The following is a 17,679-nucleotide window of genomic DNA, read 5'->3' as shown; positions in this document are numbered from 1 at the left end:
GTCAGTGCCCCGGTCAGTGCGTGAAGGCGTACGCGATGAGTGCCATCGTGACGATGAACCCGGCGAGGTAGTTGATCCACAGGAACCGCTTCCACCCCGCGTTCGCGGACTCTGCCCCCGCGTCGGTGACGTTCCACCAGGGCAGCACGTTGAGCGCGTACGGGATCACCACGACCGCGGCGATCGGCCCGGGGAAGGCCGAGAACAGCAGGGCGACCCCGGCGACCAGGTAGGCGACGAACGCCAGGCGGACCGTGGCGCGGGCGCCGATGACGGTCGCCACCGAGCCGATCCCGCCGGCACGGTCGGCGAGGACGTCCTGCACGGCCCCGAACGCGTGCGAGGCCACACCCCAGAGGAAGAACGCCACGCAGACGGCGACGAGCTGTCCGGTCCAGTGCGGCCCGGCGAGCGCCAGGCCGTAGATCGCGGGCGACACGAAGTGCGTCGACGAGGTGAGGGAGTCGAGGAACGGCTTCTCCTTGAACCGCAGCCCCGGTGCCGAGTAGGCGATCACGGCGAAGACGCTGATCGCGAGGACGAGCCACGACCATGGTCCGTTGCCGCTCACGGCACCCAGCACGACGAGCGCGACGAGGAACGGCACGTTCGTGACGACGACGGCCCACAGGGTGGTGCGGTGCACGCTCTTGTCGAGCAGGGCGCCCTCGACACCACCCTTCCGCGGGTTGCGCAGGTCGGACTCGTAGTCGAAGACGTCGTTGATGCCGTACATCGCGAGGTTGTACGGCACGAGGAAGTACACGACACCGACGAGGAACGCCACGAGCGAGAACCCGCCACCCCCGTCGACGCCCACGCCGCTGCCGAGCAGGTACGCGGCGCCGAACGGGTAGGCGGTGTTCACCCAGCTGATCGGGCGCGACGAGACGAACAGTGCGCGCAGGGTCGACGGCCTGGAGGCGGTGCTCGCGTTCACGGGGACTCCTCCGGTGGTGCGGTGGTCGGGTCGGGCGCGGGGCGCGCGCCGGTCCGGTCGAACAGGACCCACAGGCTGGGCAGCAGCACGATCGCGGCGATCGAGTACGCGAGGTCCTCGACCGGGATCGCGCCGATCTTCGCCCCGCTGATGAGCGCCGGGTCGTACGCGACGATCCGGAGGGTCACGATGACGTTGTCGAACACGAGCGTCATCACCAGCAGCACCGCCCCCGAGACGAGCCCGGTGACGACTGCGATCCGTCGGCCCGTGCCACCGCGCCGGCCGTGCGCTCGGGCCCGGCGCGCGGCGACGATCTCGGCGACGACGGCCACCACGGCGACGACCGCGAAGAACGGCACCGCGAGCAGCGCGTAGGCACCCGTCCCCGTCACGATCGACTCCGCTCGGCCCGCCGGACGGCACGTGCGACGAGGGGCTGCACGAACCCGACCGTGTTCATGGTCGTGGAGCAGAGCAGCAGCAGGAAGAACAGTTCTTCGAGCGGGACGTCCGGTGCGATCAGCACCCCGGTCAGCAGCCGCTGGTGCCCGATGAAGAAGATGCCGTGCGCGACGCCGAGGACGTCCCACACCAGGAAGAACGCGACGCCGACGACCATCACCGCCGCCGCACGCCACGGAGCCCGCCAGAAGAACAAGTGGAAGCGGGCGTCGAGCACGGTCATGCCGACGAGCGACACCACCAGACCGGCGAGGTACAGCCCGGGCATCAGACGGCGGCGGCCGACGTCGAGCCGAGCGGCGTCGGCAGCGGCTCGGTGCTGGTGTCGCCGTGGATGCGCTTGAGGAGCACCTCAGCACTGATGAGGCACATCGGCAGACCGATGCCCGGGATAGTCGACGCCCCCGCGTAGTAGAGCCCGTCGACCTTCCGCGACGCGTTCTTCTCGCGGAAGAAGGCGCTCTGCTTCAGGGTGTGCGCCGGCCCGAGCATCGAGCCGTTCCACGCGTTGTAGTCGTCGGCGAAGTCCCGCGGCCCGATCGTCCGGCGCACGCGGATGCGGTCCCGAAGGTCCGGGACGCCGGCGCGCTCGGCGACGACGTCGATCGCACGGTCGGCGATCCGTTCGACCTCGTAGTCGCCGGCACCGTCGATTCCGCCCTTGCCGATGGAGAGGTCGGCCGGCAACGGCACGAGCAGGAACAGGTTGCTCGTCCCCGGGGGCGACACCGAGGGGTCGGTCTCGGAAGGGGCGCAGACGTAGATGGACGCGGGGTCCGGCACGTGGCGGTCGGCGCCGAAGATCGCGCCGAAGTTGGCCTTCCAGTCCGCGGTGAACACGAGCGTGTGGTGGAGGAGCCCCGGAACCGGGCCGTCGACACCGAGGTACACGAGCACGGCGCTCGGCCCCGGGTCACGCTTCGCCCAGTGCGCGGTCGGGTACGTGCGGTACTCCTTGTCGAGCAGCTGCAGCTCGGTGTGCCGGAGGTCCGCAGCGCTCACGACGAGGTCCGCCGGCGCGGTGTGCTGCACGCCCCGCCGGTCCCGGTGCACGACGCCGGTGACGTGGCCGTCCTCGACGACGATCCGCTCGACCTTCGCCCCGGCGATGATCTTCGCGCCCTCGCGACGTCCGACGCGCTCGACCGCGGAGATGACCTCGGTGATGCCGCCCTTCGGGTACAGCACACCGTCGGCCAGGTCGAGGTGGCTCATCAGGTGGTACATGCTCGGAGCGGCATACGGGCTCGTGCCGAGGAACACGGCCGGGTAGCCGAGGACCTGCCAGAGTCGGCGGTCCTTCACGGCGGACTCGGCGAACGTGGACAGCGGCTCGATGAGCAGGCGCGCGAGCTTCGGCAACCGGCGGAGGACGTCGGGTGCGGCGAGCTTGGTGAGGTCCTGGAAGCTCGTGTAGAGGAACCGGCGGACCGCCATCGCGTAGGTGTCCTCGGCGGAGGCCAGGTACTTCCGCATCCGCTTGCCGGAACCGGGCTCGACCGACTCGAAGAGCGCGATGTTCGCCTCTCGGTCGGCGCGGAGGTCGATCGGGTCCTCGTGCCCCTCGCTGTAGACGCGGTAGCCGGGGTCGAGCTTCACGAGGTCGAGTTCGGCGTCGGCCGAGGTGCCGAGCAGCTGGAAGAAGTGGTCGAACACCTCGGGCATGAGGTACCAGGACGGTCCGGTGTCGAACCGGAAGCCGTCCTGCTCCCACGACCCGGCCCGGCCGCCGAGCTGCTTGCGCTGCTCGAGCACGGTCACAGAGAAGCCGTCCCGCGCCAGCAGGGCAGCGGACGCGAGTCCGCTGATGCCACCGCCGATCACGACGGCGCGACGGGCGGGCACCTTGCGCTTGGACGTGGGGGCCTTCTTCCTGGAGGCGCGGGGCGGGGTCATACCGCGCCTCCAGTCCGGTGGTGGGTCGCGCGCGACCGCAGCGGCGCACGTCCGGCGAGCACCTGCGCGGCCAACCGCGCCTTGACCGGGTTCGGGACGCGGACCCGGGTCGTGATGAGCCGCGGGGCCGGTGTCGCCGCGATGCGGTCGTTGAGCTCCTGGAACAGCGCGTGGGCGAGCCCGACGGCGTTCCGGGCGTCAGCGGGCAGCAACCGGATCGTCCGGGCGGCGCGGTCGAGGTCGGACTGGACGTCGTCGACCAGCCGGTCCTTCGTCGCCTCGTCGAAGGTGCGGAGGTCGACGCCCGGGAAGTACGAGCGGCCGAGGACCTCGAAGTCGGCGTGCAGGTCGCGGAGGAAGTTCACCTTCTGGAACGCTGCCCCGAGCGCACGGGCGCCGTCGACGAGCACGGTGTCGTCGAACGTCGGCCGTCCGGCGCGGTACACGAACGCGCGGAGGCACATCAGGCCGACGACCTCGGCGGAGCCGTACACGTAACGGTCGAACGACTCCTGGTCGTGCTCGGTCCGCTCGAGGTCCATGCGCATCGACGCGAAGAAGGGCCGCGTCAGCTCCGGGCCGAACCCGGTGACCCGGGCCGACCGTGCGAACGCGTGCACGACCGGGTTCACCGAGAAGCCGAGGTCAATCGCCCGTTCGGTGTCGGCCTCGAGCTCGTCGAGGACGATCCGCGCCAGGTCGTGGTCGAGACCGGCCTCGGTCGCGGGGCCGTCGACCACCTCGTCGGCGACCCGGACGAGGGCGTAGACGTTGCGGATGTGCTCGCGGGTGTCCTTCGTGAGCAGGCGGCTGGCCAGCCCGAACGACGTCGAGTACCGCTCGATGACGACGCCGGAGGCGGCCTCGGCCGTCGCGTCGTACAGGGGCAGACGCGTGGTGGTGCTCTGGCTCACCGGGCGCGCTCCACGAGTTCGGTCACGAGGCCCTCCAGGCGGTCGGCGAGGTCGTACGGCAGTCCGGCGAGCTCGGCACGGGCGAGTGCTGCGTGGTCGGCGATCCGCGCTTCCGCGGCCGCGCGGGCTCCGCAGGTGACCAGGGTCGCACGGAGTTCGGTCGCGCGCTCCTCGGTGAGGTCCGGGTCGCCGAGGTACGGGGCGATGTCGGGCCAGCACTCGGTCGTCGCCGCGTGTGCGATGAGCATGGTGCGCTTGCCCTCACGGAGGTCGCCGAGCACGCTCTTGCCGGTCGTCGTCTCGTCACCGAAGACGCCGAGGAGGTCGTCGACGATCTGGTAGGCGATGCCGATCTCCCGACCGAAGGCGCCGAGCGCGGCGACGACCGGCTCCGACGCGCCGGCCAGGACGGCACCGGACTGCAGCGGCGCCTCGAACGAGTACACGCTCGTCTTCGCACGCTCCATCTGCAGGACCTCGTCCACGGTCGGCATCACACCGAGGGCCAGGTCGACGTCGGCCATCTCGCCCGCGGCGCTCGCGAACACGGCTTCGTCGAGGATCTCGAGCAGCCGGACCCGTCGTTCGCCGGTGACGCCGGACGACTCGATGAAGCGCGGGGCGGCGGCGAGCGCGAGGTCCCCGGCGATCACGGCGGCGCTCATCCCCCGGTGCTCGGCGGTGGGGAGCGGCAGCCCGCCGGTCGTCCCGGTGTCGCGGAAGGACCCGGCGACGTTCGGCTGGCCGCGGCGGGACCAGTCACGGTCGATGACGTCGTCGTGCACGACCAGCGCGGTGTGCAGCAGCTCGTAGGCGGCGCCGACGTTCGCGGCGGCGTGCGGGTCCGCGCCGCCGAGGCCCGCGTACGCGGTGAGGACCATGCGGGGACGGAAGCGCTTGCCGCCCATGCTCGCCTTGCGGAGCACCCGCCAGAGCTCCTCGGAGGGGCGGCCGTAGCGCTCGGCACGCGCGGACGACACGGCGAAGAAGCGCTCGAGGCAGTCGTCCACGAGCGCGAGGTCGATGTGCGCCACGGTGGCCGCTTCCTCGCTCATTGGCCTAACCTATCGATGCAGATGAGCACATTCCCTGAAACCGTGGTGCTTCTGGCCGACGACCGTACCCCGATCGGCACAGCGGACAAGTTCACGGTGCACACCGACCACACGCCCCTCCACCTCGCGTTCTCGTGCCACGTGCGGAACACCGACGGCGACGTCCTGGTGACCCGTCGTGCGCTGTCGAAGAAGACCTGGCCGGGGGTCTGGACGAACACCTTCTGCGGCCACCCGGGGCCGGACGAGTCCTTCGAGGACGCCATCGCCCGTCGGGCGTCCCGCGAGCTGGGCATCACCGTGCGCGACGTCGAGCTCGTGCTGCCCGACTTCCGGTACCGCGCGGTGGACGCCTCCGGCATCGTCGAGAACGAGGTGTGCCCGGTGTACCGCGCGGTCACCGACGACGTTCCGGCCCCCGCGGACGACGAGGTCGCCGAGTACGCCTGGGTCTCCGAGGACGCCCTGTTCGCCTCGGTCGAGGGGGCGCCCTTCGCGTGGAGCCCGTGGCTCGGGTGGCAGCTGAGCGAGCTGGCCGCGGCGGACCTGCACATCACCCGCTGACCCCCGACTCGTCGGGCCGTGTGCTCCGTGGTCGACGCGCTCCGGACCGGCGAGTAGTGTGGCCCCTCGGCCACGGGCGTGGCCACGCGGGCGCACACCGCGGCCGCGACGGACGCAGGAGAGCAGGTGAGGCGCGATGTCGGGTGACCATCCTCGATCGGGCCGGCCGCCCCTGACGGTCGTCGCCGTGCCCGTTCGCTGAACCACGCCTGCCCCGGGTCCCCCGGGGACGTCGCGCCAGCCTGCTCCCGGAAGGAGCACGGACATGGCACTGATCGACAACGCGGTCTACGTCGGAGGACGTCGCGTCGAGTCACCGTCGACCCTGTCGCACCCCACGCGGGACGGCCTCGCCTGGATCGGCCTGCTCCGCCCCGACCCGTCCGAGCTCGACGCCGTCGCCACCGAGTTCGACCTGCACGAGAACGCGGTGGAGGACGCCCGCAAGGGACACCAGCGCGCGAAGCTGGAGCGGTACGGCGACACGCTCTTCCTCGTCCTCCGGCCGGCCTGGTACGACCGCACCGCCGCCGAGGTGCGCTTCGGCGAGGTGCACCTCTTCGTCGGCGCCCGCTTCGTCGTGAGCGTCCGGCACGCCGCTCGGCCCGACCTCGCGGCACTGCGCGCTCGGTGCGAGGCCGACCCGGAGTTCCTCGCCCGCGGGTCCGAGGCGATCACGGCGGCGGTGCTCGACGAGGTCGTCGACGGCTACGCCCCGGTCGTCGAGGTCCTGCAGGACGAGATCGACGAGATCGAGGACCAGCTGTTCGCCGGCCAGGTCGACCCGGGCGTCTCGAAGCGGATCTACCAGCTGCTCAGCGAGGTCCTGGCCTTCCAGCGCGCGACCACCCCGGTGCCCGCGATGGTCACCGGACTGCTCCGCGGTGCCGACAAGTACGGCGTCGACGAGGAGGTCCAGCACCGTCTGCGGAACGTCCTCGACCACGCCCTGCGGGTCACGGAGCGGGTCGACTCCTTCCGCGCGCTCCTGGAGAACGCGCTGACGCTCCACGCCACCCTGGTCTCGCAGGAGCAGAACGAGGCGATGCGCCGGATGACGAGCGCGAGCCTCGCGCAGGGGGAGGAGAGCCGCCAGCTGGCACGTGCCGCGCACCGGCAGGGCGAGGAGGTCAAGAAGATCTCGTCGTGGGCGGCGATCCTGTTCGCGCCCGGGCTCATCGCGGGGGTCTACGGGATGAACTTCGACGACATACCCGAGCTGCACTGGCGGTTCGGGTACCCGGTGGCGATCCTCGGGATGCTCCTGCTCATGGGCATCCTGTGGGTCTGGTTCCGGAAGCGGAACTGGCTCTAGCCCGGACTCAGGTGGCGCGGACGTCCCAGGCGTGCATAATGATCTGGCTCGGAATGTGAACGTGCACATGGGCGTGCCACGGCCCCGGGCGGGAACGAGTAGCAATGGCGTCGACGCGGACACAGCAACCGCGGTCGCCCAGCATCCGCGACGTCGCGCGGGTCGCAGGCGTGTCGCACCAGACCGTGTCGCGGGTCCTCAACAACTCGGACGCGATCCGGGCGGAGACGCGTGATCGCGTCCTGGCTGCGATGGAACAGCTGCAGTACCGGCCGAACCGGGCCGCACGCGCGCTGGTCACCAGCCGGACCCGGACGATCGGCGTGCTCACGGCGCAGCGGTCGCACTACGGGCCGGCGGTGACGATGCAGGCGATCGAGGACGCCGCCGTCAGCCGGGGCTACTCGGTGACGACGGCGAACATCGCGGAACCGACCGACACCGCGGTGCGCGACGGCCTCGGGCACCTGCTCGACCAGGACGTCGAGGGGATCGTCGTGATCGCGCCGCAGCAGCGCGTGTTCGACCTCATCGAGGAGCTCGGCATCCGCACGCCCTACGTCACCATGCGTTCGAGCGTCGGCGAGGACCCGACGGCGCTCTGGGTGGACCAGATGGAGGGCGCACGCCTGGCGACCGAGCACCTGCTCGACCTCGGCCACGAGTACATCCGGCACATCGCCGGGCCGCAGGACTGGATCGAGGCGGACGCCAGGATGCAGGGCTTCCTCCGCGCCATGTCCGACCGGGACATGCCCGTGGCGCCGCCGATCCTCGGGGACTGGTCCGCGGACTTCGGGTACCACGCCGGCCGGGAGCTCCTGCGCTGGCGGGACTGCACCGCGATCTTCTGCTCGAACGACGCGATGGCGCTGGGCGTGGTGCACGCCGCGCGGTCGTACGGGCTCGACGTCCCCGGTGACCTGTCGGTGGTGGGCTACGACGACATCCCCGAGGCGAAGCACTTCTGGCCGCCGCTCACCACCGTGCAGGTCGACTTCGCCGAGCTCGGTCGCCGGTGCGTGGACCTGCTGCTGCCCGGGGACGACGAGGTGCTCCGGCCGATCGACATCGTGCCGCAGCTCGTGGTGCGGGCGTCGACGAGCGCCCCTCGTAAGCGCTGAGCGTGCCCGGGCCCGGACGCACCCGTCGCCCGCCCGCGTACCCAGCGGTTCCGGGCGTACCCGGCGGAAACTTCCGACCGGGTATGCCCGGAACGACCAGGTACGCCCCGAACGACGAGGCCGCCGACCCGCCCCGGTCCGGCACCGCCCGACCCGGTCCGCCACCGCCCGCGCGCACCCCCGGTACCCCAACGCGGGGGACGTGCGGCCCCCGGTTCCGCCAGATCGCGCGGGCCGTTACGAAACCGCGACCAATCCGAATTGACAGCCGCGCCGATGCCGTGCGTAGTATTACCTCCGTTCCGCCGATGTGAACGGTCACATGGACCGTCACACAGCAGGACACCGGACGCGACAACGAGGTCCACGCAGACTCCCTGCGCCCCTCGGTGCCGCTGGCAGAACCACCCGAAGGACTGCCGCATCGCAGCGGCAGAAGGAGATGCACCGTGGCGTCAACCCCGATCGACACCGGCCTCGAGACCCGGTCGATCACCGCACCCGAGACGATCCTCGAGATGCGCTCGATCACCAAGGAGTTCCCTGGTGTGAAGGCGCTGTCCGACGTCTCGCTCAGCGTCCGTGCCGGCGAGATCCACGCGATCTGCGGCGAGAACGGCGCCGGCAAGTCGACCCTGATGAAGGTCCTGTCGGGTGTGTACCCGTACGGCACCTACACCGGCGAGATCGTCTACGAGGGCGAAGAGGTTCGCTTCGCGAACATCAAGCAGTCCGAGCAGGCCGGCATCGTGATCATCCACCAGGAGCTCGCGCTGATCCCCGAGCTCTCGATCACCGAGAACCTGTTCCTCGGCAACGAGCCGAGCCGGTTCGGTGCGATCGACTGGACCGCCGCCCAGCTGCGCGCCCAGGACCTCCTGGCCCGCGTCGGCCTCGCCGACGACCCGGACACGCAGATCAAGAACATCGGCGTCGGCAAGCAGCAGCTCGTGGAGATCGCGAAGGCGCTCCACAAGGACGTCAAGCTCCTCATCCTCGACGAGCCCACCGCCGCCCTCAACGAGAACGACTCCCAGCACCTGCTCGACCTCATCGTCGGGCTGAAGGCCAAGGGCATCTCGAGCATCATCATCAGCCACAAGCTCAACGAGATCGAGCAGATCGCGGACGAGATCACGATCATCCGCGACGGCAAGACCATCGAGACGCTCAACGTCAAGGCGGACGGCGTCAACGAGGACCGCATCATCCGCGGCATGGTCGGCCGGTCGCTCGAGTCCCGGTTCCCGGACCGCACCCCGAAGATCGGTGAGACCTTCTTCGAGGTCCGCGACTGGACCGTGCAGCACCCGCTCGACTCCTCGCGCCTGGTCTGCAAGGGCTCGAACTTCCACGTGAAGCGCGGCGAGATCGTCGGGTTCGCCGGGCTCATGGGCGCCGGTCGCACCGAGCTCGCGATGAGCCTCTTCGGCCACTCGTACGGCACCTTCCTCGGTGGTCAGGTCTTCAAGGACGGCCACGAGATCAAGGTGAACACCGTCCAGCAGGCGATCGACAACGGCATCGGCTACGTGTCCGAGGACCGGAAGGCGCTCGGCCTCAACCTGCTCGACACGGTGAAGCGGTCGACCGTCGCGGCCGACCTCAAGAAGATCTCGAAGGCCGGCGTCGTCGACTCGCTCGAGGAGTACTCGGTCGCCGAGAAGTACCGGAAGCTGCTCCGCACGAAGGTGCCGAGCGTCGAGGAGAACGTCGGGAAGCTCTCCGGCGGGAACCAGCAGAAGGTCGTCCTGTCCAAGTGGATGTTCACCGACCCGGACATCCTCATCCTCGACGAGCCCACCCGCGGCATCGACGTCGGGGCCAAGTTCGAGATCTACGGCATCATCCAGCAGCTGGCGGCCGAGGGGAAGGGCATCATCCTCATCTCCTCCGAGCTCCCGGAGCTGCTCGGGCTGTCCGACCGGATCTACACCATCTTCGAGGGCCAGATCACCGCTGACCTCCCGGCCGACCAGGCCGACCCAGAATCGCTCATGCGCAGCATGACCTCCGCGCGGAAGGGCGCCACCGTCTCATGAAGAACCTGAAACTGCTGTTCGGCAAGGGCAACAGCATCGGCCAGTACGGCATGATCATCGCGCTCATCGCGCTCCTGATCTTCTTCTCGATCACCACCCAGGGCCTGATCCTCGAGCCCACGAACGTGATCAACCTGTTCCTGCAGTACTCCTACATCCTGATCCTGGCGCTCGGCATGGTCATGGTGATCATCGCCGGCCACATCGACCTCTCGGTCGGTTCGGTCGCCGCGGTCGTCGGCATCATCGTGGCGCAGTCCATGTCGGTGTGGCACTTCCCGGTGTGGGGCGCGATCCTGCTCGGCCTCGCGGTCGGCGCGGTCATCGGTGCGTGGCAGGGCTTCTGGGTCGCCTTCGTCCGCGTCCCGGCGTTCATCGTGACGCTGGCCGGTCAGCTCATCTTCCGTGGTGCGAACCAGATCATCGGCAACTCGACGTCGGTCCCCGTCCCGGACGCGTACACCCCGATCGGCGCCGGCTTCCTCGGTGACTTCGGTCCGGACTTCGGGTACAGCAACGGCACGCTCCTGCTCGGTCTCGTCACCATCGCGGCGCTCATCATCATCGAGGCGCGTGGCCGTGCCCGTCGCCGCAAGATGCAGGCCGAGGTCCCGCCGCTGTGGGTCTCGATCGTCCGCACCGGTGTCCTGGTCGCCGTCACCCTCGTCGCCACGTACCTGTTCGGCGCCGGCCCCGTCGGCACCTCGGTCCCGATCGTCGCGATCATCCTCGGTGTCCTCACGATCATCTACGGCTTCGTCACGAAGAACACGATCTTCGGCCGCCAGGTCTACGCGGTCGGTGGCAACTCCAGCGCCGCCGTCCTGTCCGGTGTCTCCGCGAAGAAGGTCAACTTCTTCGTCATGATGAACATGTCGGTCCTCGCCGCGATCGCCGGCATGGTGTTCGTCGCCTACTCGGGTGCCTCGGGCCCCGCTGACGGCACCGGCTGGGAGCTCGACGCGATCGCCGCCGTGTTCGTCGGTGGCGCTGCGGTCGCCGGTGGTGTCGGCACGATCTCCGGGTCGATCATCGGTGGTCTCGTGATGGCGCTCCTGTCGAACGGTCTGCAGCTGATGGGCCTCGAGTCCAACAAGGTGCAGATCATCCGCGGTCTGGTCCTGCTCGTCGCCGTCGCCTTCGACGTCTACTCGAAGTCGCAGGGCCGTCCGTCGCTGATCGGCGGCATGATGCGGCAGTTCCAGCGGAAGGACACCGAGCAGAACACAGTGGCCTCGCAGCAGCCGCGTTCCATCGAGGACCAGCCCGAGAAGGTCACCCTCCCCTAGTCCCAACCACCCACAGCGGGGCTCCGGCCCCACCACTCCTCAACGAAGAGAAAGCAATCACATGCGCAAGAAGATCGTCGCCGGCCTCAGCCTGGCGCTCATCGCGGGCCTGGCCCTCAGCGGCTGCTCGTCGCGTGGCTCGGACTCGGGCTCCGGCTCGGACGCGACCATCAAGAAGGGCGACCTCATCGGCGTGGCGCTCCCGGCGAAGACCTCCCAGAACTGGGTGCTCGCGGGCGCCGCGTTCAAGAAGTCGATCGAGGACGCCGGCTTCAAGGCCGACATCCAGTACGCCAACGCCGGCAGCCCGGTCCCGGACCAGCAGTCGCAGATCTCCGGCATGATCACCAAGGGTGCGAAGGCCGTCATCATCGGTGCGGCCGACGGTTCGCAGCTCACCTCGCAGGTCAAGTCCGCGAAGGCGTCCGGCGCCGTCGTCATCGCCTGGGACCGCAACATCCTGAACACCAAGAACGTCGACTACTACGTCGCGTTCAACAACTACAAGGTCGGCCAGCTCCAGGCCAACGCGCTCCTCAAGGGCCTCAAGGAGAAGAAGGGCTCGGGCCCGTACAACGTCGAGCTCTTCGCCGGTTCGCCGGACGACGCGAACGCCACGGTCTTCTTCAACGGCGCGATGAGCGTCCTGCAGCCGAAGATCGACGACGGCACGCTCAAGGTCACCTCGGGTCAGACCACCTTCGCGAAGGTGAACACCCAGGGCTGGCTCGCGCAGAAGGCCCAGTCGCGCATGACCGACCTGCTGTCGCAGTACTACACGGGTGACACCAAGCTCGACGGCGTCCTGTCGCCGAACGACACCCTCGCCCGTGCGATCCTCACCGCGACCAAGGCCGCCGGCAAGGACAACCCCGTCGTGACCGGGCAGGACTCGGAGACCGCCTCCATCCCGCTCATCATGCAGGGCACGCAGTACTCGACGATCTACAAGAACACCACCGAAGAGGCCCAGGCGGCCGTCGACCTGGTGACCGACCTGTCGAAGGGCAACAAGCCCGACACGAAGATCGACAAGACGAACAACTACAACGGCGTCAAGACGGTCCCCGCGATCGAGCTGACCCCGGTGCTCGTCACCAAGGAGAACGCGGTCGAGGCCTACAAGGGCAACGACACCCTCGAGGCGCTCGCCAAGAAGGGCTGATCTCCCCAGCACCACAGGACGGCCCCGTCTCGCATCGCGAGACGGGGCCGTCCCGCGTCCGCGCGCAGGTGGCGGACGGGAGGCGCGGGTCGGCCCCGCACCGCGCCTCCCGTCCGGCAGTGCGCACCGCGCGGCGGGGCCGCCTACGGCTGGGCCGCCCGCAGACGCTCGACCGCCGCGCACAGCGCGGGCACGTCCACCCGTGCCGTCCCGAAGACCACGGCCGGCGTCGTGTCGAAGTACCGTCGGGTCAGGCGCTCCCCGAGCAGCGACACCCGCGCCCACGGGATCCCCGGCTCGGCCGAGGTCACGGCACTCGGGAGCATCCGCACCGCCTCCCCGATCTCGACGAGCCGCATCCGGACGGCGTCGTAGACGAGGTCCTCCGGCAGGGACCGGTCGTCGACGTACCGGCCGATCACCCCGCACGCCCGGACGACGTCGTCCAGCCGGTCGGCGACCGCGCGGCTCACAGCGGGACCGCGCCCCGGACGACGTCGGGGCTCATCCCGGCGGCGTCCACCACGTCCACCCGGACCCCGAGGAGCTGCTCGGCCTCGTCCTGGATCCGCATCAGCGCGAAGATGCCGAGCCCCGGGTCGAGGTCCACCATGAGGTCCACGTCGCTCGTCGGCCCGTCCTCGCCGCGCGCGACGCTGCCGAACAATCGCGGGTTGCTCCCACCGAGACGCAGCACGATCGCGGTGAGCTCATCACGCGCCGCTGCGACACGGGCGCGGAGGGGCGGTGGCTCCTCAATCGGCAGGAGGTCGATCGCAGTCACGAACCCGGCGGCCAGGAGCAGCCGCTGCAGTGCGGCGAGCGAGGGTTCGCGCCGGCCGTTCTCGTACGTGCTGATGACGCTCTGCGTGACCCCGGCGCGGCGGGCGAGCTGCACCTGGGTGAGTTCCGCGCGGAGACGGGCGTCCCGGATGAGTCCGGCCGCCGACACAGGGGGCGCGGACCGAGGGAGAACAGCGGACATGCTGTAACGATACACAGCATGCGAAATTTTGTACGCGCTACGGGCGCTCGGAGACGTCCGTCCGGAGGAAGTTCTGCGCCGACCGCGAGGCGGTCGGGCCCCGCTGTCCCTGGTACCGCGACTGGTACTCGGCCGAGCCGTACGGCTTCTCGGCGGGGCTCGACAGCTGGAAGAAGCACAGCTGGCCGATCTTCATGCCCGGCCAGAGCTTGATCGGCAGGGTCGCCACGTTCGACAGCTCCAGGGTCACGTGCCCGGAGAAGCCCGGGTCGATGAAGCCCGCCGTCGAGTGGGTCAGGAGGCCGAGGCGCCCGAGCGAGCTCTTGCCCTCGAGCCGGGCGGCGATGTCGTCGGGCAGCGTGACCACCTCGTACGTCGAACCGAGGACGAACTCCCCCGGGTGCAGGACGAACGCCTCGTCCGGGTCGGTCTCCACCAGGCGGGTGAGGTCGGGCTGGTCGACCGCGGGGTCGATGTGCGGGTACTTGTGGTTGTCGAACAGCCGGAAGAACTTGTCGAGCCGCACGTCGATGCTCGACGGCTGGACGAGCGAGGCGTCGTACGGGTCGAGGCCGATCCGGCCATCGGCGAGCTGGGCGGTGATGTCGCGGTCGGAGAGCAGCACGGGGGAAGCCTAGCGGCCCCGCGTGCTCCTCGATATGCTGCGAGGCTGCCCAGGGTCGGGCGGCGGGAGGGGCGACCATGACGGACTACACGGTGCACGAGCTGGACGTGCCCGCGACGATGGACGACGACCCGGAGAAGGTGCGCGCGTTCCTCGACTGGCTCCGGGTGTCCGACGCTGCCGAGGTCGACGTGCACCACCTCCCCGAGCTGTCGTGGAAGCCGGAGGAGTACCTGCCGATGTGCCACGAGCCCGAGGCGCCGAGTCGTCTCTTCGTGGTCCGGACGGACGACGGGTCCGTCGTCGCCGCCGGCTCGTACGACACGAAGCAGGCGCCGGGGACGCCGAACTGCTGGCTCGCGATGGGGGTCCGGCCGGACCACCAGCGCCGGGGGGTCGGCACGCTGCTCGCGGACCACCTCGAGGGCGTCGCGCGTGCCGACGGCCGGACGCAGTGGAAGACGTACGCGGTGTCCCGGCAGGTCGGGCCGGCGTCCGGGCCCGGGTACCTGCCCGCGCCGACAGGCTTCGGCGCCGTCCCCGAGGACGAGGCGGGCGTGCGCTTCCTCACCGGACGCGGCTGGCGCTTCGGGCAGGTGAACCGGATCAGCCGACTGGCCCTCCCCGCCGACCCGGCGGTGGTCCGAGAACTCCACGACCGTGCCGAGGCCGCCGCTCGCCCGGGCTACCGGGTGCACTCCTGGACCGGACGGACACCGGACGAGTGGCTCGACGGCCTCGCCCTCCTCGAGACGCGGATGAGCACCGACGCACCGGAGGGCGACATGGAGGAGCCGGAGGACGTCTGGACAGCCGACCGTCTGCGCGAGCACGAGGAGGAGCTCGCCCGCGCCCCGCGGACGATGCTCACGGTGGCCGTGGAGCACGTCGAGAGCGCCACCCTGACCGGTTTCACACAGTTGGCCGTGCCGAACGACCCCGCGCGCGCGGTGATGCAGTGGGACACGCTCGTCCTCCGCGAGCACCGCGGGCACCGGCTCGGGTGGCTCCTCAAGGTCGTCGGGATCGAGCGCGTCGAGCAGGACTTCCCCGGCCGGCCGTCGATCATCACGTTCAACGCGGAGGAGAACCGGCCGATGCTCGACGTGAACGAGGCGGTCGGGTTCGTCGGCGTCGGCAGCGAGGGGATCTGGGAACGACGCGTCTGACGACGCACGTCGTGCACGACGCACGTCGCGGACACAGTCAGGCCACCTACCATGGGACGGTCATGACCGTCACGTCACCCGTCACCCAGCCTGGAGGCGCGGCGCCCGAATCCGCGCCCGTCACCGCGCGCACGTCCACCGTCGCGACCGTGCTCGTCATCGCTGTCCCGCTCGCGGTGGCGTGCTCGATCCTCGGGATGACGCTCACCGGCGCGTTCACCGCGAACCAGCAGCTGGTGTCCGCCGGTGACCTCGTCGAGTACGGGCTGCCCGTCGCTCGCGTGGTGCACGACACGATGGCGGCGCTGACGATCGGCCTGCTCGTCGTCGCCGCGTTCGCACTGCCGGCACAGAAGAAGGACCACGGAGCCCTGTCGAGCGTGCAGCACCGTGCCGCGCGCTGGGCGGGCGTCACGGGAGCGCTGTGGTTCCTCGCCGCCGTCGTGAGCATCGTGCTGACCGGGGCGAACACGCTCGGCGTCCCGCTCACGAGCCCGGTGTTCGCCCGGAACTTCATGCTCTTCACGTTCCAGGTGGAGATCGGGCAGGCGCTCGTCGTCTCCGCCGCGGCGATCCTCATCGCGACCGTCGTCGCGGCCTTCGCCACCCGGGTGACGACCCTCGCGGTGGCCACCGTCGCGGGACTCTTCGCGCTCCTCCCCCTCGCCTTGTCCGGCCACGCCGCCGGGTCCCTCGAGCACGCGAACGCGGTGAACTCGCTCGCGGTGCACCTCGTCGCCGTCTGCGTGTGGGCCGGCGGGCTCGTCGCCGTCGTGGTCCTCCGCACCCGGACGAAGGGCGCGACCGGGCGGGTCGTCTCGCGCTACTCGACGCTCGCCGGGTGGGCGTTCGCCGCGGTGGCGTTCTCCGGCATCGTGAACGCCTCGCTCCGGCTGACCGGCCCGCTCGACCTCGTCACGACGACGTACGGCTGGCTCATCACGGTCAAGGCCGTGATCCTCGTGCTGCTCGGCCTCGCCGGGATCGTCCAGCGCCGACGCCTCGTGCCGGGGCTCCTCCGCGCACCGCTCGACCGTCGGCTGTTCGTGCGGTTCGCCCTCGCCGAGATCGTGTTCATGGCCGTCGCCATCGGCGTCTCCGTCGCCGTGTCCCGGTCGCAGCCGCCGATCCCGCAGACCCCGGCGACCGGCGAGGACACCCGCTCCGGACTGATTGGATTCCCGTACCCGCCGGCGCAGACCGTGCAGACCTACCTGACCCAGTGGCACATCGACTGGGTGTGGCTCGGGCTCGCCGTCGTCGGTGCCGGGTGGTACCTGCTCGCCGTCCGGAAGCTCCGGAAGCGCGGCGACAAGTGGCCTGTCGGGCGCACCATCGCCTGGCTGCTCGGCTGTGCGCTCTTCATCTGGACGACCTCGGCGGGACCGGCCGTCTACGGGATGATCCACTTCTCGTCGCACATGATTCAGCACATGCTGCTCATGATGTTCGTGCCGTTGCCGCTCGTGCTCGGCGGCCCGGTGCTGCTCGCCCTGCGCACGCTGCCCGTCCGCAACGACGGCTCCCGTGGCGCCCGCGAGTGGCTGATGCTCTTCACGCACTCGCGGTACATGCAGTTCCTCGCGCGCCCCGCCGTCGCGGGCGTCATCTTCGCCGGCTCGCTCGTGGTGTTCTACTTCACGCCGGCGTACCAGTACGCGATGCAGTCGCACGAGTGGCACGTCGTGATGATCGTGCACTTCGTGTTCAGCGGGTACCTGTTCTTCTGGGTCTTCGTCGGGGTCGACCCCGGGCCCGCGCGGCCGCAGTACCCGATCCTCATCATCGCCCTGCTCGCGACCCTGGCGTTCCACGCGTTCTTCGGTGTGGCCGTCATGACGAGCGAGTCGGTGTTCGCGGTCGACTGGTTCCACGCGCTCGGGCAGACGAACGACGCCGCCCTGCTCGCCGACCAGCACACCGGCGGCGGGATCGCGTGGGGCGCGTCCGAGCTGCCGATGGTGTTCGTGGCGCTGCTCGTGGTGCGGAACTGGGTGCGGTCGGACACGCGGGACGCGAAGCGCCTCGACCGGAAGGCCGATCGCGACGGGGACGCGGACCTCAAGGCCTACAACGAGCGGCTTGCCGCGATGAACAAGCGCGACTGACGCACGCCCACGCGGCCGGGCCC

General features: G+C 70.1%; 17 protein-coding genes. 8 read left to right on the top strand and 9 right to left on the bottom strand.

Annotation, left to right across the window (positions count from 1 at the left end; genetic code table 11):
* Nucleotides 1–13 precede the first annotated feature (13 nt).
* Genes FS825_RS00720 through FS825_RS00695 form a run of 6 tightly spaced genes read right to left on the bottom strand, consistent with a single transcriptional unit; the run spans nucleotide 14 to nucleotide 5,270 of the window.
* Nucleotides 14–940 (bottom strand): prenyltransferase, encoded by a 927-nt coding sequence (locus tag FS825_RS00720; protein ID WP_144709918.1) that lies wholly within the window; start codon nucleotides 938–940, stop codon nucleotides 14–16.
* On the bottom strand, nucleotides 937–1,335 hold the full coding sequence (locus FS825_RS00715; RefSeq protein WP_186376998.1) for a lycopene cyclase domain-containing protein: 399 nt from the start codon (nucleotides 1,333–1,335) through the stop codon (nucleotides 937–939). Before FS825_RS00715 ends, FS825_RS00720 begins: the two co-directional genes overlap by 4 nt.
* On the bottom strand, nucleotides 1,332–1,673 hold the full coding sequence (locus FS825_RS00710; protein ID WP_144709914.1) for a lycopene cyclase domain-containing protein: 342 nt from the start codon (nucleotides 1,671–1,673) through the stop codon (nucleotides 1,332–1,334). The genes FS825_RS00715 and FS825_RS00710 overlap by 4 nt, the downstream gene beginning before the upstream one ends.
* The gene (crtI, locus tag FS825_RS00705; protein WP_186376997.1) at nucleotides 1,673–3,301 is read right to left on the bottom strand and encodes a phytoene desaturase family protein; all 1,629 of its coding nucleotides are present in this window, start codon (nucleotides 3,299–3,301) and stop codon (nucleotides 1,673–1,675) included. Before crtI ends, FS825_RS00710 begins: the two co-directional genes overlap by 1 nt.
* Nucleotides 3,298–4,215 carry a phytoene/squalene synthase family protein gene (locus tag FS825_RS00700; protein ID WP_144709912.1) on the bottom strand — a complete coding sequence of 306 codons (918 nt, stop codon included), beginning with the start codon at nucleotides 4,213–4,215 and terminating at the stop codon, nucleotides 3,298–3,300. The genes crtI and FS825_RS00700 overlap by 4 nt, the downstream gene beginning before the upstream one ends.
* Nucleotides 4,212–5,270, bottom strand: a complete 1,059-nt coding sequence (locus FS825_RS00695; protein ID WP_186376996.1) for a polyprenyl synthetase family protein — start codon at nucleotides 5,268–5,270, stop codon at nucleotides 4,212–4,214. The genes FS825_RS00700 and FS825_RS00695 overlap by 4 nt, the downstream gene beginning before the upstream one ends.
* A gap of 21 nt (nucleotides 5,271–5,291) precedes the next feature.
* Between FS825_RS00695 and idi the strand changes: the two genes are divergently transcribed.
* From idi to FS825_RS00665, 6 genes are all read left to right on the top strand, one after another.
* Nucleotides 5,292–5,834: an isopentenyl-diphosphate Delta-isomerase gene (gene idi, locus FS825_RS00690; protein ID WP_144709910.1), complete on the top strand. Its 543-nt coding sequence runs from the start codon at nucleotides 5,292–5,294 to the stop codon at nucleotides 5,832–5,834.
* A gap of 265 nt (nucleotides 5,835–6,099) precedes the next feature.
* Nucleotides 6,100–7,149, top strand: coding sequence for a magnesium and cobalt transport protein CorA (locus FS825_RS00685; protein ID WP_144709908.1), 1,050 nt, complete (start codon nucleotides 6,100–6,102; stop codon nucleotides 7,147–7,149).
* A gap of 104 nt (nucleotides 7,150–7,253) precedes the next feature.
* A complete protein-coding gene (locus FS825_RS00680; RefSeq protein WP_144709906.1) occupies nucleotides 7,254–8,273 on the top strand; it encodes a LacI family DNA-binding transcriptional regulator in 1,020 nt (339 codons plus the stop codon).
* A 518-nt stretch (nucleotides 8,274–8,791) separates the two neighbouring features.
* The gene (mmsA, locus tag FS825_RS00675; protein WP_186377066.1) at nucleotides 8,792–10,315 is read left to right on the top strand and encodes a multiple monosaccharide ABC transporter ATP-binding protein; all 1,524 of its coding nucleotides are present in this window, start codon (nucleotides 8,792–8,794) and stop codon (nucleotides 10,313–10,315) included.
* The gene (mmsB, locus tag FS825_RS00670) at nucleotides 10,312–11,604 is read left to right on the top strand and encodes a multiple monosaccharide ABC transporter permease (RefSeq protein WP_144709904.1); all 1,293 of its coding nucleotides are present in this window, start codon (nucleotides 10,312–10,314) and stop codon (nucleotides 11,602–11,604) included. The genes mmsA and mmsB overlap by 4 nt, the downstream gene beginning before the upstream one ends.
* A 61-nt stretch (nucleotides 11,605–11,665) precedes the next feature.
* The gene (locus tag FS825_RS00665) at nucleotides 11,666–12,769 is read left to right on the top strand and encodes a substrate-binding domain-containing protein (RefSeq protein ID WP_144709902.1); all 1,104 of its coding nucleotides are present in this window, start codon (nucleotides 11,666–11,668) and stop codon (nucleotides 12,767–12,769) included.
* A gap of 143 nt (nucleotides 12,770–12,912) precedes the next feature.
* Here the strand turns inward: FS825_RS00665 and FS825_RS00660 are convergent, their stop codons facing one another.
* Genes FS825_RS00660 through dcd form a run of 3 tightly spaced genes read right to left on the bottom strand, consistent with a single transcriptional unit; the run spans nucleotide 12,913 to nucleotide 14,379 of the window.
* Nucleotides 12,913–13,242 (bottom strand): HepT-like ribonuclease domain-containing protein, encoded by a 330-nt coding sequence (locus FS825_RS00660; RefSeq protein ID WP_144709900.1) that lies wholly within the window; start codon nucleotides 13,240–13,242, stop codon nucleotides 12,913–12,915.
* On the bottom strand, nucleotides 13,239–13,754 hold the full coding sequence (locus FS825_RS00655) for a helix-turn-helix domain-containing protein (RefSeq protein ID WP_144709898.1): 516 nt from the start codon (nucleotides 13,752–13,754) through the stop codon (nucleotides 13,239–13,241). The genes FS825_RS00660 and FS825_RS00655 overlap by 4 nt, the downstream gene beginning before the upstream one ends.
* Before the next feature lie 37 nt (nucleotides 13,755–13,791).
* Nucleotides 13,792–14,379, bottom strand: a complete 588-nt coding sequence (gene dcd, locus FS825_RS00650) for a dCTP deaminase (RefSeq protein ID WP_144709896.1) — start codon at nucleotides 14,377–14,379, stop codon at nucleotides 13,792–13,794.
* A 77-nt stretch (nucleotides 14,380–14,456) separates the two neighbouring features.
* Between dcd and FS825_RS00645 the strand changes: the two genes are divergently transcribed.
* Nucleotides 14,457–15,548 (top strand): GNAT family N-acetyltransferase, encoded by a 1,092-nt coding sequence (locus FS825_RS00645; RefSeq protein WP_144709893.1) that lies wholly within the window; start codon nucleotides 14,457–14,459, stop codon nucleotides 15,546–15,548.
* A 62-nt stretch (nucleotides 15,549–15,610) separates the two neighbouring features.
* On the top strand, nucleotides 15,611–17,656 hold the full coding sequence (locus FS825_RS00640) for a bifunctional copper resistance protein CopD/cytochrome c oxidase assembly protein (protein ID WP_144709891.1): 2,046 nt from the start codon (nucleotides 15,611–15,613) through the stop codon (nucleotides 17,654–17,656).
* Nucleotides 17,657–17,679: the final 23 nt, after the last annotated feature.

The organism is Curtobacterium pusillum (assembly GCF_007680845.1).
Taxonomy (GTDB): Bacteria; Actinomycetota; Actinomycetes; order Actinomycetales; family Microbacteriaceae; genus Curtobacterium; species Curtobacterium pusillum_B.
This window is presented reverse-complemented; position numbering and strand designations above follow the sequence as displayed.